We start from the raw sequence: 13,563 nt of genomic DNA, 5'->3' as shown, positions 1-13,563 counted from the left end.
GCGCGAGGCTTCGTGGCGGGCGACTGGTATGCGCCATTTCGACGTGCAGATGATCGGCGGCATGGTCTTGCATCGCGGGATGATTTCAGAGATGCGCACCGGTGAAGGCAAGACGCTGGTGGCGACCTTGCCGGTTTATCTGAATGCACTGCTGGGCAAGGGCGTGCACGTCGTCACGGTCAACGATTATCTGGCGCGGCGCGACGCCGAATGGATGGGCAAGATTTATAAGTTCCTGGGCTTGACGGTCGGCATCATCCAAAACGACCTCGACGATTTCGAGCGGCAGGAAGCTTACAAGTGCGACATCACTTATGGCACGAACAACGAATTCGGCTTCGATTATCTGCGCGACAACATGAAGTTCGACGTGGCGACCTGTGTGCAGCGCGGCCATTATTTCGGCATCGTGGACGAAGTGGATTCGATCCTGATTGACGAAGCGCGCACCCCGCTCATCATCTCCGGCGGAGCGGACGACACGACTACCAAGTATTACGAAGCCGATGCGGTGATCCCCAAACTGACGCCCGAAGTGGATTATCAGGTGGACGAGAAACAGCACCGCGCGACGCTGACCGAGCCGGGCATCGAAAAAGCCGAACGCATGCTCGGTTATGGCAACCTGTTCGATCCGTCGAACATGGAAATCCTGCATTGTCTGAATCAGGCGCTGGTGGCGCATACGCTCTATCACCGCGACAAGAATTACATCGTCAATGACGAAGGCGTGGTGATCGTGGACGAATTCACCGGACGCATCATGACTGGCCGCCGCTGGTCGGATGGCTTGCATCAAGCAGTAGAAGCCAAAGAGGGCGTCAAGATCGAGCGTGAGACGCATACGCTGGCGACGATCACGCTGCAAAATTACTTCAGGATGTATCAGAAGCTGGCCGGCATGACGGGTACCGCCGAAACCGAGTCGGTCGAGTTCGCCAAGATTTACAACCTGGATGTTGCGCTTATTCCGACGCACCGCCCAATGGTGCGCATTGATAACTCTGATGTCATTTACCGCACGCTGGGTGAGAAGTGGGAAGCGGTGGCCGAAGAGATCAAAGAGTTGAACGAGAAAGGCCAGCCGATTCTGGTTGGTACTGTTTCGGTCGAAAACTCTGAGGTGATCTCAAATCGCCTCAAACAAATGGGCATCAAGCACAATGTGCTGAACGCCAAGCCAGAAAATGCCGGACGCGAAGCCGAAATCGTCGCGCAGGCCGGACGCAAAGGCGCGGTCACGATTGCCACCAACATGGCTGGCCGCGGTACCGACATTCTGCTCGGCGGTAATGCCGATTATCTGGGCCGCGAATTGCTCAAACGGCAGGAGGTCAATCCTGACGAAGCTTCGCCCGAACAACTTGAGTCGGCCATCGAACAGGTCAAACCGAGCATTTCCGACGAACACGATGAAGTAGTCAGCCTGGGCGGATTGCACATCCTCGGCACCGAGCGCCACGAATCGCGCCGCATTGACAACCAGTTGCGTGGACGCTCCGGCCGTCAGGGCGACCCCGGTTCTTCGCGCTTTTTCCTTTCGCTGGAAGACGACCTGATGCGCATTTTCGCGGGCGACCGCGTCAAAGCCATCATGCAAAAGCTCGGCATGGAAGAAGGCGTCGCCATCGAATCGAAGATGGTTAGCAAGCGCATCGAAGCTGCGCAAAAGAACGTCGAAGCGCACAACTACACGATCCGCAAACACCTGCTCGAATATGACGACGTGATGAACAAGCAGCGCGAGACGATTTACAGTCTGCGCCGCACGCTGCTGGAACAGCCCGATCATCGCGGTGAATTGCAGGAAATCGCGGGTGATGTGCTCGACGATTTGCTCGACCAGTTCATGAGCCTGGATGCGTCACCCGACGAATGGAACCTGGAAGGGTTCAAGGTGCAGGTGCAATTTGAATTTGGCCTGGATCTGGACGAAGCGCAGATCAATTTAGAGAAGCTAGAACGCGATGAAATCCGTCAGGCAGTCTGGGAACAACTACAGAAAGATTATGCTGAGAAAGAGCAACTCGTTGGCCCAGAGGCGATGCGCTATTACGAACGCATCATCCGGCTGAACATCGTTGACGCGCAGTGGAAAGATCACTTGATGGCGATTGACCATTTGAAAGAATGGGTCAATCAGGTCGGCTACGCGCAAAAAGACCCACTGGTCGAATACAAGAAGCAGTCGTTCGAGATGTTCGAGCAGATGCTTTATCGCATAGACGTTGAAACCGTGCGCATGCTCTACCACTTGCAAGTGACCGTCGAACAGCCGCCCGAAGAGCGCTTACAACGCCGCCCGCGTCGCGGGCAGATGACGTTCACCAAAGCCAATGCAGGTGCGGCAGCGGCGGGCGAAGATGCCGGCAAACCGCGCACGGTGGTGAGCGATCACCCCAAGGTCGGACGCAACGATCCTTGTCCTTGTGGTTCGGGCAAGAAATACAAAAAGTGTCACGGCACCGAGGCCTAACGAACGGAGGAACCAGCTATGACAGGTTTGTCGAGTCTGTTGGGAATGATGCTGACGGGATTGATCGTCGGCGCGATTGCCAAGCTGATCATGCCGGGCAAAGACCCTGGCGGCATTGTCGGGACGGCGATCATCGGCATGATTGGCGCCCTGATTGGGACGCTAATTAGCCGTTGGTGGTCGCATGACCCGTCTGCTGTCGCCACAATCCCAATGGCAATTGTCGGCTCGCTGATTTTGCTCGGTGCATATCGCCTTGTGTTTGGCGGCAGACGCTCTGATTAGCCGGTTGACCGCGTGGTAAGCCTGTTGTATGTTCACCAGCGATTTCGGCACCCGTAGCTCAGCTGGATAGAGCGTCAGCCTCCGGAGCTGAAGGTCCCGCGTTCGAATCGCGGCGGGTGTATTAAACAGAAAAAGGGATGCGCATCACGCATCCCTTTTTCTTTTGCTTTTATACTGTCTTCATCGAAACGTGCGCAGCGCCGGATCAGTCAAGTGTGACGTGTTGTTAAAGCTCAGCAAACGCAATTCGCCCGCGTGCAATTTGAAGGTCGTGATGCCGGCATTATTAAGCACGCCCGTCAGGCTGAGTATTTTGGCATTCGTCAATCCCAACGCCAGCCCAGTCCAAATCGCGATGGGCGTGGCGGAAGTAAAGATCGCAATCTGCTTTTCTCTCCGTTCCGGCAACTCAGGCAAACTGCTTTCAACGACGCGGCGAAAGGTCAGCCAGCTTTCGCTCGCATATTCCGGATAACGATTTTCCATCCGCACCTGAATCACCGCGCGGTCACAACGCTCGACCGCCGCGCGTGTCGTATTCGGTTCTGTCAACAACAACGTTTGCATCTCGGCAAAATCCTCCGCAAAGCCTGCCTCATCCGCGCATAACTTCGCCGCCAAGCCGCGATAGACGGTCGCTAAACTGAATTCGCGCCATCGTTCATCTACAACGATCTCCGCTTGAATTGTGACAGTGGCTTGGCTGTACGCTTGCAAACTCGTGCTGAAGATTTGCGCGGTTTGTTGTGACCTGTGCAAGTTGCCCGCGTAAACAGCGTCCAACGCGTTTGCTTGTGCGGTGCAATAGCCGCACAAGTGCTGCGCCTGTTGTTAGCCCAACGCCGACAACACATCGTAATTAACGCCGACAACACATCGTAATTGTCGCGCGGGCCTGCTTGTCCGTGACGAATGAGATAGCGCGTGCTCAAACAAAACCTCGAAACAAGATGCGTGAATTCAAGAACTCTTCATCAGCGTTGCAAGCATGCCAAAGCAGCCGCCCGCGCCCGCCACCAACGCGCCCACGGCAAACAGCTTCCACGAATGGATGCCCAGGCCGATTAGCAATACGACAATGCCCAGCAGTAATGCGGCGCTATAAAGCCCGGTTTCTTTGAACTTGATCATGGTTGAATGCTGTGGCTGTGCGCTGAGTTTAGGCAATAAAATGGGGGTGATTGCTCACCCCCATCGTTATCTTTTGAACAATGAATTGGGTTGCCCCAATTCAGCCTGGAATGAAGTAGCACTACTTCTTCGCGGCTTTCTTCGCGGCTTTCTTCGCGGGCTTGGCGGCTTTCTTCGCCGGAGCCTTCTTAGCTGCTTTCTTTGCTGCCATGATTTTAATCTCCTTTCTCTCTGAATAGCCTGACCACAAGATGATGTATTGAAATATCACTTGTAGCCTAGAGCGATTAACACACTAGATGTGCTTATAAACTCGTTCAATACATGTGTCAAGAAAAAAGTTTATTGCAGGCGACAAGCTTAACGCGGCAACTTGCATGCAAGCTTCGCCATTCAGTTCTATAAACGCGAAATCATCAATACCCATGCACCTTTCAGCAATCATCGGCAAATTCATTTTCGTGCGCGCAGAAAAACATGCGCGCAACATTTGTTTGTCATCACATCTCATACGATAATCATTTCGCACAAATTTTCGTTGTAGTTTCAGCAATCTCAACACATCAATCACTTGAAGGAGAACGCATGCGCAACCGCCTCTTGATTCGCATTGCCGCGACGATTAGCCTGTATTTATTAGCCCTCCAGACGTTTTCACCTGTTTTCACCGTTGTTGCACGCAAACGTAACTCGCTTACGAACATCCATGCGCAAACCAAGCACGGCATTGACTGGGAAGAAAATTTCCGAGCCGTACCTAAAACAGAAAACTTGCGCGAATACATGAATGTACTCGCGGCGGAGCCGCATCATCTGGGTTCGCCCGCTGATAAACGCAATGCTGAGTGGATGCGCGAGCGCCTGATTTCATGGGGCTTGCAAACGAAGTTGGAAGAATATGACGTGCTTTTCCCGACACCGAAAGAGCGTGTAGTTGAATTGATCGCGCCAGAAAAATACAACGCCAGTTTGAAAGAACCTGCCCTAAAGGAAGACGCTGATTCGGGCGATGCAAATCAATTGCCCGTGTACAACGCTTATTCGGGCGAAGGCGATGTCACCGCGCAGTTGGTCTATGCGAATTACGGTGTGCCTGCTGATTACGAAGTCCTGGCCAAGCTTGGCGTAGACGTAAAGGGTAAGATTGTGATTGCGCGCTATGGCGGCAGTTGGCGCGGTATCAAGCCTAAGGTTGCTTACGAACATGGCGCGGTGGGTTGTTTGATTTATTCCGATCCGAAAGATGATGGTTATTATCAAGGCGATGTTTATCCCAAAGGACCCTGGCGGCCGGAATTCGGTGCGCAACGTGGCAGTGTAATGGATATGCCAATTCATCCGGGCGATCCGTTGACACCGGGTATAGGCGCGACAAAAGAGGCCAAACGCCTGACGCGCGAAGAAGCGAAAACTATTTTGAAAATTCCGGTGCTGCCCATTTCCTACGGCGATGCGTTGCCGTTGTTGAAAAGTTTGGGCGGACAAGTCGTGCCTGATAATTGGCGCGGTGCTTTGCCAGTCACTTATCACACTGGTCCGGGTCCTGCGACAGTACATCTGAAAGCAACCTTCGATTGGAAGCAGGTGACGCTTTACGACGTAATTGCCAAAATCGAAGGCAGCGCCTTTCCCGATGAGTGGATCATTCGCGGCAACCATCACGACGCCTGGGTCAATGGCGCAGATGATCCGGTCAGCGGAATGGTAGCGGTACTCGAAGAAGCGCGCGCTTTTGGCGAATTGCTCAAACAAGGCTGGCGGCCAAAACGCACGATCATCTTTTGCGCTTGGGATGGTGAAGAACAAGGCTTGCTCGGTTCCACCGAATGGGTCGAACAGCACGCGGAAGAGTTGAAACAGAAAGCCGTCGCGTATCTTAACAGCGACAGCACCAGCAAAGGCTGGTTCAATGCCAGCGGTTCGCATTCACTCGAACACTTCATCAACGATGTAGCGCGTTCGGTCAACGACCCCAAGCGCAAGCAATCGCTTTGGGAGGCAATGCAGGCGCGGCGGCTGGAACAGGCGCGGGGCGATGAGGAACGTAACGAATTGCGCAATCGCGGCGACTTGCGCATCAGCGCCTTGGGTTCAGGCTCCGATTACACGGCCTTCATTGACCATCTTGGCATCGCTTCCCTCAACATCGGATTTGGCGGCGAAGCAGGCGGCGGCATTTACCACTCGATCTATGATTCCATCGCCTGGTATCAAAAATTTTCGGATGGCACGTTTGAATACGGCCGCACGCTTGTGCAAGCCGCAGGCACCGCGACGCTGCGGCTGGCGGATGCGCAAGTGCTGCCGTTCGAGTTCACCAATCTGGCTGAGACGATCAGCGGCTACGTTGATGAATTGGCAAAGCTGCCAAAGCAGAATGTTGACCTCGCACCGTTGCGCAAGGCTGCCATTCAATTGCGCAACGCGGCAGATAGCTATGATAGAGCGGTGCGTAGCAAGCCAAGCAACGGTGCGCCGCTTTCAACACCTGAGTTGAAAGCGCTGAATGCCCTGCTCTATCAATCAGAGCGCAAACTATTGTCTGACGCGGGGCTGCCGCGCCGCGCATGGTTCAAGCACCAGATATACGCGCCAGGCTTTTACACTGGCTATGGCGTGAAGACCTTACCCGGTGTGCGCGAGGCGTTGGAGCAAAAGAACTGGGCAGAGGCCAACGAACAGGTCAAGGTCGTCAGCCAAACGTTGGACGGCATGGCGGCCCAGGTGAATGAGGCTGCGCGCAAGCTGCAAGGTCAGTAACAAGCCTTTCTACCAAGTTCGATCAAAGAGAATCCCAACGGCAGTGCTGTAGACAATGCAGTACTGTCGTTGTTAGCGGAGGCAGCATGAAAAAGGTCATTGCGTGTTGGCTCGTACTCGCTTGCCTGACAATTCCATCAGCGCCGCAAAACAACTCGGCGACGTCGCTCTTGCTCGCTGGCGGGATCGTAATTGATGGTACTGGCGCGCATGGCAGGCAAGCAGATGTCCGTATCATCGGCGACCAAATCAGTGCGATTGGGAAACTGAAACCGCACGCAGGCGAACGCGTGATTGACGCCCGCGGGTTGATCGTTGCGCCTGGGTTCGTTGACGTACATAACCATTCCGAACGAGGTTTGCTGACTGATTCCACGGCCCGCAGCCAAATACTGCAAGGCATCACCACGCTCGCCATCGGGCCGGATGGCGGCTCGCCCTTTCCCTTGGCGGATTATTTGAGCAAGCTGGAACAACAACGCACTTCGGTCAATGTGTTGGCATTCGTCGGCCACGCGACGGTGCGGCAGCAAGTGATGGGGCAAGATTACAAGCGCGCGGCGACTGAGCGTGAGGTTGCGCGGATGGTCGAGTTAGTGGAACAAGCGATGCGCGAGGGTGCGGTTGGACTTTCGACCGGCTTGGAATACGACATCGGATATCCCAGCACGACTGAAGAGGTGATCGAGCTGGCACGCGTGGCCGCCAAATACGGCGGCATTTATATGAGCCACGTGCGCGACGAAGCCGATGATGCAATGAACGCCTTCAACGAGGCGCTACGCATCGGCCGTGAGGGCGGTTTGCCGGTGCAAATCTCGCACATCAAGCTCGGCACGATGGGCGTGTGGGGCAAAGCGCGCGAAGTCGTCGCGCTGATCGAAGCGGCCCGGCGCACTGGCTTAGATGTCACGGCGGATTGTTACCCTTACGATGCCTGGGCTTCGACAATCACGGTGTTGGTGCCAAGTCGTAAGCATGACGATCCGGTGATGGTGAAAAAGGGTCTGAACGATGTCGGCGGCGGCGCGAATGTATTGGTGACGAATTGCGCTACGCATCGCGCCTATGAAGGCAAGACGCTCGACGAGATTGCACGCGCCAACAATCAAACCGCTGTTGAGGTTTACATGCAGATCGTCAAGGACGGCGGCGCGAGTGTGGTTTGCAAATCCATGACCGAGCCGGATATTCGCACGTTTTATCAACAACCGTGGGTGATGGTTGCCAGCGATGGCGGAATCGCGAACCGGCATCCACGTGGCGCGGGGACGTTCCCGCGCGTGCTAGGACGTTATGTGCGCGAATGGAAGTGGTTGAAACTGGAAGAAGCGATACGCAAGATGAGCGCCTATCCGGCGTGGCGGCTGGGACTACAAGATCGCGGTTTGCTCAAGGTAGGAATGAAAGCGGATGTCGTGGCGTTCGATGCAAACAAGGTGTTGGATCAAGCAACGATGACGCAACCACTGGCTGAGCCGGTTGGCATTCAGTTCGTCATCGTCAATGGCGTGCCGGTAGTCGAGCAGGGCCAAGTGACCAACGCTCGCCCCGGCGCAGTGTTGCGGCATAGCACCACACCACGTCAGCAAGCCAAATAACGAAATTCGCCAGCGCTGATTATGCCGAGAAGCTTTTGTCGCGAAAGGCAAACAGATAAAGACCGGCGCCGATAAACGGCACGAGCAGAATGATGGCAATCAACACGACTTTGGTCGCCCAATCGCGCGACGAATTCATGACATCGTTGATGGCAAAGATATCCAAAATCACACAGGCCAACCACAAGAGCGTTCCAAACATAATGCACAACTCCTAAAGATTTGTTTCAAGTTACTGAAAGTCGCTGATAGTGGCGTTCTTACAGCCGTTCCAGCGCAGTCAGCCTTACGAACCTGAAAAACCGTTTGTTCCTCAAGAATCCCTATGCGCCAAGCCGTGCTTTGACAAGTTGACTGACGACTTTTCCGTCGGCGGTTTGCCCCGCAAGCTTGACCATCACGGCTTTCATCACTTGTCCCATCTCTTTCGCCGAGGTTGCCCCAAGCTCAGTGATGGTGGCCTCGACAATACCAGCGATGGCGGCTTCGTCGAGCGCGGCGGGCAGGTAAGCTTCGATCATTTTGATCTCAGCGGCTTCTTTCGCGGCGAGTTCGGGACGTCCGCCTTGCGTGTATTGTTCGACGCTGTCGCGGCGTTGTTTGACCAGCGATTGCAAAATTTTGAGCGCCTCGTCGTCCGTGAGCGCGGCCATTTTATCTATCTCGCGGTTCTTGAGCGCGGTTTTGACCATGCGCAAGGTAGAGAGCCGCGCGGCCTCTTTGGCTTTCATGGCTGTAGTGATGTCTCGGTTGATGCGTTCCAGAAAAGTCATTGTTTAGCTCCTCTTCAATCTTGCAGGCATATTTAGCGTGCTCGCGCGGGCCTGTCAAATCTGGCGAAAGCGCGGCCTAAGTCTGGTTTGAACGCATTTTAAGGCTTGGTTGCGCGGCTTTCGGAAATTTGTTAGGCTGCGTTTTCGCTTAACACCACGCGAAAGTGGCGGAACTGGTAGACGCGCTAGACTTAGGATCTAGTGCCCGCAAGGCGTGGGGGTTCGAGTCCCCCCTTTCGCATTCAAGTATGAAAACGCCGCGACTCATCAACTTGCCCGCCCACGATTTCAAAGCCTGTAATCCGATCTGAATGTTTGGCAAAAACTGCGGGGCAAGCCGCACGTGGGCGTTTACCGCGTTTTTGAGTCCCCGCGTTTTGAATTATGGTTGAAGAAAGGTATTGAACGTTGAAAGCACAAGTCGCTCTGGTAGATGTTTCGGAGGTCAAGAAAGACCTCACCATTGAAGTAGACGCCGCCGAGGTAAAGGCCGAATTCGAGAAAACCTACGAAGCCTATGCGCGCCACGCCAAGGTTCCCGGTTTCCGCCAAGGCAAAATCCCGCGTCACATGGTCAAACAACGCTTTGCCAAGGATGTCAAAGAAGAAGTTTTGTCACGGCTCTTGCCCCACGCGTTGGGCCATGCACTGGAAGACCACAAACTCAATGTCGTAGGTGAACCGCAAATCGCTGACCTCTCCTTTGAAGAAGACACACCGCTGAGTTTCAAGGTCAGCGTCGAGGTCATTCCGAATTTCGAGTTACAAGAATACAAAAGCCTCAAGGCTATCAAGCGTGTGCGCCAAGTAACCGATGAGGACATTGAAAAGGTGATTGAGCGCTGGCGTGAGAACTCGGCGGAGTTCGTGCCGGTGGAAGACCGCCCTTCGCAAACTGGCGATTTCGTCTCGGTCAATTTGGTGGGCAAGTATGTTGTTGCTGAAGGAGAACCGCCAGAGGAAGACCTGAAGGCGGATGATGTGCAGATTGAATTGGGCGCGGAAGGCGTGCAGCCGGAATTCAATGAACATTTGGCCAATGCCAAAGAAGGCGATATACGTGAATTCCGCGTGGTCTATCCCGAAGATTTCACTTCTCAAGGGCTGGCAGGCAAAACCGTAGATTTCACCGCCACAGTCGTCGCCGTGCGGCAAAAAGAATTGCCGGAATTGAATGACGAATTCGCGCAACAATTCGGACAGGAATTCGAGACGCTGCAACAACTGCGCGAGCGGGTGCGCGAGGATTTGACGAACTCCGCCGAACGTGAGGCGGATGCCCGTTTGCGCGATGAATTGGTGGAGAAAGTGCTCGACACTTATGAATTCCAGGTGCCCGACGTATTGGTTGAACAGCAGGCCCAGGATCGGATGCAGAACTTTGCCTACCAATTGGCCCAAAGCGGTTTGCCCAAGGAAGTCGCCCAAACCATCAATTGGGAAGAACGCTTTGGCGAAGCGCGTTTGATGGCGGTGCGTGACGTGCGCGCGGCATTGGTGATTGGACGCATCGGCACGGCTGAGAAAGTGCGCGTCACAGGTGACGAAATTGACCACGAAATCGCGCGCATGGCCTATGGTATGAAGCTGTTGCCGCAGCAACTTAAGGCTCGCTTGACAAAGGAAGATGAGCTTCCTAGTATCGAAAACCGGTTGCGCTATGGGAAAGCGGTTGATGCGCTTGTCAACCACGCAGAGATCACGGTCGAAGAAGTTACCGCCGAACAACTCGCCGCAGAGGCGGCGGCCAAACAGGCAGCGGCGGCGCCCGCAACTGAGGATCAACCGGCAGAGCAGGCTTGATTGAGCAAACAGTGACCGTGCGTAACTCAATTCAAGTAATCATTTTCCAAACCGGCCACAACATACCGGTCAGCACTTATGGCGGCTGACCGGCTTTCCCCGAATAGGTTCAAAAGCAGTTATGATCAATTCGCAAGCTTACGTGCCTTATGTAGTAGAGCAGACCTCGCGCGGCGAACGCATTACCGACATCTTCTCGCGGCTGCTCAAAGACAACATCATCTTTCTGGGAACGCCGATTGACGATATGGTTTCCAACCTCATCGTTGCGCAGATGCTCTTCCTCGAATCAGAAGATCCGGATCGAGAAATTTCCCTGTACATCAATTCGCCGGGCGGTGCGGTGACGTCGGGACTGGCGATTTACGACACTATGCAGTTTGTCAAAAATCCCGTCACCACCTTCTGCATCGGGCAATGCGCTTCGATGGCGGCCGTGCTGTTGGCAGCCGGAACGCCCGGACGCCGGTTCGCGCTCCCCAACTCACGCATCCTAATTCACCAACCACACGCTGGCGGAATCGGCGGACAAGCCACTGACATTGACATTGCGGCCAAAGAGATTTTGCGTATGCGCGAACGGCTCAATGGCATTCTCGCCAACCACACCGGCAGGGCGGTCGAGCAGATTGAAAAAGACGTTGATCGCGACCGTATTATGAGTGCAGAACAATCAAAGGAGTATGGCTTGATTGATCTGGTGATCGCACACCGCGAGTAACAGCTAGCGGAGCAACGCAGGCGGGTAATGCCGCCTGTATCGCTCCGCGTTTCACTTTTCAGGTTATGCAGAATTCCTACTCCATGCTGAACCTGGACGTGATGACGGAGCCGGTGCCGGAATTACCGGTCGCTTCGCCGTTGTTGCAACCGGGCTTGCGCTGTTCTTTTTGTGGCTTAGGTGAAGGCGAGGTGGAGCGGTTATTCGAAGGACGCGCAGGATATATTTGTGATGAATGCGTAGAGGTTTGCATTCAGTTGCTGGACGATTACCGCGATCTGGGGGTAAAAACGCCCTCGTTAAACCGCCCCTGGTATAAGCGACTGCTAGGCGAAGAGCAGAAGGTCAAGGGTTTGTGCAGTTTCAATCTTCATGACCGGCATAATCCGCAAGGGGAACGGCTTTTCCCTGGTGAAGAAGCGCAAATCTGTGAAAAGTCGTGCGCGCTTGCGAAGTACTGAAATCCGGACTGCTCTTTGGCGAATAGCAAGCCCCAGTGAAGGCTTGCACACGACTTAAGCTCTTGTTTATGATGCGAGCCGCAGACCATCCACCACACCAGACTAGGTGCAGAAGAGGTTCTCAATGACAACAGCATTTTTCCCGTCATTTTTCCCAATGGAGGCCACCCGGTGATGAGACGAGGTGAAGATACGCTACGCTGTAGCTTCTGTGGCAAGAGCCAGAACGAAGTCAAAAAGCTAATCGCGGGGCCTACCGTTTACATTTGCAATGAGTGCATAGACATCTGCATCGAAATCATCAGTGATGACGCGCAACAGGAAGCCGCCGCCGCCCGCCCGCCGCTGCCCAAGCCTGCCGAGATCAAAGATTTCCTCGACGAATATGTCATCGGCCAAGACGATACCAAGAAGAAACTCGCCGTCGCTGTTTACCAACACTACAAACGCATCGAGATGATGAAGCGGCGCGGTGATGTCGAAATTCAAAAGTCCAACATCCTGCTGATTGGCCCTACCGGCACGGGCAAGACGCTGCTGGCGCAAACGCTAGCGCGCATGCTCAAAGTCCCGTTCACCATTGTTGACGCCACGACACTGACCGAAGCCGGGTACGTGGGTGAGGATGTCGAGAACATCATCCTGAAATTGCTACAAGCCGCCAACGGCGATGTCGAGCGCGCGCAGCAAGGCATCATTTACATTGACGAGATTGACAAGATTTGCCGCAAGGACGAGAACCCCTCGATCACGCGCGACGTGTCAGGTGAAGGCGTCCAACAGGCCCTGCTGAAAATTCTGGAAGGTACCGTTGCCAACGTCCCGCCACAGGGCGGCCGCAAGCATCCGCACCAGGAGTTTTACCTCGTAGACACAACCAACATCCTGTTCATTTGCGGTGGCGCCTTTGTCGGGTTGGATAAAGTGATTCAAAAGCGCATTGGACAAAAAGCAATGGGCTTTGGCGCAAACATACGCGCGATGGCACAGGCACGCGCCTCCAATGATCTGCTGCAACAGGTGCAGCCGGAAGATTTGATCAAGTACGGCTTGATCCCTGAATTCGTAGGCCGTTTGCCGGTCGCCGGGACGCTGCATGAACTCGATGAACGGGCGATGATCGAGATTCTGACGCAACCCAAGAACGCGCTGGTCAAACAGTATCAACGCCAGTTTGAATGGGACAGCATCAAGTTGCGCTTCACGGATGATGCGCTGCACGCGATTGCGAAACAGGCGTGTGAACGTAAGGTTGGGGCGCGCGGGCTGCGCATGATTTTAGAAGAGTTGATGCTGGAAGCGATGTACACGCTGCCGAGTCAGAAAAAGATCAAAGAGTTCAACGTGACGGCAGAAATGGTTGGCGACCGCCGCGCCGTTTTCCCGCTTGAGAAGGCTGGCTAAGGGCAGGCGGCCTTCTTTACAGTGCTTGGCAGCATTTGATTTTCCAGCTTGCCTATTCACGACGCGACGGTAAGTTTGAAAACCGGCGTAATTGAGCAGACTCCCAATCCTGAATCATTCACTGTTTGACTGACGGCAACGGTCTTTG

12 protein-coding genes and 2 tRNA genes are annotated in these 13,563 nt (G+C 54.4%); 10 read left to right on the top strand and 4 right to left on the bottom strand.

The annotated features are described in order from the left end of the window. The 3 genes from secA to HY011_10410 form a co-directional block, all read left to right on the top strand. Positions 1-2,476: preprotein translocase subunit SecA (secA, locus tag HY011_10420; protein ID MBI3423342.1), on the top strand; the 2,476-nt coding region annotated here is incomplete at its 5' end. Positions 2,477-2,494: 18 nt separating this feature from the next. Continuing rightward, positions 2,495-2,761 carry a GlsB/YeaQ/YmgE family stress response membrane protein gene (locus HY011_10415; GenBank protein MBI3423341.1) on the top strand — a complete coding sequence of 89 codons (267 nt, stop codon included), beginning with the start codon at positions 2,495-2,497 and terminating at the stop codon, positions 2,759-2,761. A 47-nt stretch (positions 2,762-2,808) separates the two neighbouring features. Beyond that, positions 2,809-2,882, top strand: a tRNA-Arg gene (locus tag HY011_10410). A gap of 59 nt (positions 2,883-2,941) precedes the next feature. Here the strand turns inward: HY011_10410 and HY011_10405 are convergent. Further along, on the bottom strand, positions 2,942-3,544 hold the full coding sequence (locus HY011_10405) for a histidine phosphatase family protein (protein MBI3423340.1): 603 nt from the start codon (positions 3,542-3,544) through the stop codon (positions 2,942-2,944). 177 nt (positions 3,545-3,721) lie between these two features. Further along, a complete protein-coding gene (locus HY011_10400) occupies positions 3,722-3,892 on the bottom strand; it encodes a hypothetical protein (protein MBI3423339.1) in 171 nt (56 codons plus the stop codon). A gap of 585 nt (positions 3,893-4,477) precedes the next feature. Between HY011_10400 and HY011_10395 the strand changes: the two genes are divergently transcribed. Next, on the top strand, positions 4,478-6,652 hold the full coding sequence (locus HY011_10395) for a M28 family peptidase (GenBank protein MBI3423338.1): 2,175 nt from the start codon (positions 4,478-4,480) through the stop codon (positions 6,650-6,652). Positions 6,653-6,738: 86 nt separating this feature from the next. Beyond that, positions 6,739-8,253, top strand: coding sequence for a D-aminoacylase (locus HY011_10390; protein MBI3423337.1), 1,515 nt, complete (start codon positions 6,739-6,741; stop codon positions 8,251-8,253). Positions 8,254-8,272: 19 nt separating this feature from the next. On the opposite strand, the gene HY011_10385 is transcribed toward HY011_10390, so the two are convergent. Together HY011_10385 and HY011_10380 are read right to left on the bottom strand one after the other, a co-directional pair. Next, a complete protein-coding gene (locus HY011_10385) occupies positions 8,273-8,455 on the bottom strand; it encodes a PLDc N-terminal domain-containing protein (protein MBI3423336.1) in 183 nt (60 codons plus the stop codon). A 121-nt stretch (positions 8,456-8,576) separates the two neighbouring features. Then, positions 8,577-9,026: a GatB/YqeY domain-containing protein gene (locus tag HY011_10380; protein ID MBI3423335.1), complete on the bottom strand. Its 450-nt coding sequence runs from the start codon at positions 9,024-9,026 to the stop codon at positions 8,577-8,579. A 158-nt stretch (positions 9,027-9,184) separates the two neighbouring features. Between HY011_10380 and HY011_10375 the strand changes: the two genes are divergently transcribed. The 5 genes from HY011_10375 (at position 9,185) to clpX (ending at position 13,415) form a co-directional block, all read left to right on the top strand. Then, positions 9,185-9,267, top strand: a tRNA-Leu gene (locus tag HY011_10375). A gap of 167 nt (positions 9,268-9,434) precedes the next feature. Then, positions 9,435-10,829: a trigger factor gene (gene tig / locus HY011_10370; GenBank protein MBI3423334.1), complete on the top strand. Its 1,395-nt coding sequence runs from the start codon at positions 9,435-9,437 to the stop codon at positions 10,827-10,829. A 121-nt stretch (positions 10,830-10,950) separates the two neighbouring features. Continuing rightward, a complete protein-coding gene (locus HY011_10365) occupies positions 10,951-11,550 on the top strand; it encodes an ATP-dependent Clp protease proteolytic subunit (protein MBI3423333.1) in 600 nt (199 codons plus the stop codon). 83 nt (positions 11,551-11,633) lie between these two features. Further along, positions 11,634-12,011 carry a ClpX C4-type zinc finger protein gene (locus HY011_10360; GenBank protein MBI3423332.1) on the top strand — a complete coding sequence of 126 codons (378 nt, stop codon included), beginning with the start codon at positions 11,634-11,636 and terminating at the stop codon, positions 12,009-12,011. 171 nt (positions 12,012-12,182) lie between these two features. Then, positions 12,183-13,415 carry an ATP-dependent Clp protease ATP-binding subunit ClpX gene (clpX, locus tag HY011_10355; GenBank protein ID MBI3423331.1) on the top strand — a complete coding sequence of 411 codons (1,233 nt, stop codon included), beginning with the start codon at positions 12,183-12,185 and terminating at the stop codon, positions 13,413-13,415. Positions 13,416-13,563: the final 148 nt, after the last annotated feature.

Source organism: Acidobacteriota bacterium, assembly GCA_016196035.1.
Taxonomy (GTDB): Bacteria; Acidobacteriota; Blastocatellia; order RBC074; family RBC074; genus JACPYM01.
This window is presented reverse-complemented; position numbering and strand designations above follow the sequence as displayed.

Bases quoted from the DNA above. Each gene is read 5' to 3' on its own strand.
- HY011_10415 (MBI3423341.1), top strand. From the start codon at position 2,495: ATGACAGGTTTGTCGAGTCTGTTGGGAATGATGCTGACGGGATTGATC.
- HY011_10400 (MBI3423339.1), bottom strand. From the start codon at position 3,892: ATGATCAAGTTCAAAGAAACCGGGCTTTATAGCGCCGCATTACTGCTG.
- HY011_10395 (MBI3423338.1), top strand. From the start codon at position 4,478: ATGCGCAACCGCCTCTTGATTCGCATTGCCGCGACGATTAGCCTGTAT.
- HY011_10390 (MBI3423337.1), top strand. From the start codon at position 6,739: ATGAAAAAGGTCATTGCGTGTTGGCTCGTACTCGCTTGCCTGACAATT.
- HY011_10385 (MBI3423336.1), bottom strand. From the start codon at position 8,455: ATGTTTGGAACGCTCTTGTGGTTGGCCTGTGTGATTTTGGATATCTTT.
- HY011_10380 (MBI3423335.1), bottom strand. From the start codon at position 9,026: ATGACTTTTCTGGAACGCATCAACCGAGACATCACTACAGCCATGAAA.
- HY011_10365 (MBI3423333.1), top strand. From the start codon at position 10,951: ATGATCAATTCGCAAGCTTACGTGCCTTATGTAGTAGAGCAGACCTCG.
- HY011_10360 (MBI3423332.1), top strand. From the start codon at position 11,634: ATGCTGAACCTGGACGTGATGACGGAGCCGGTGCCGGAATTACCGGTC.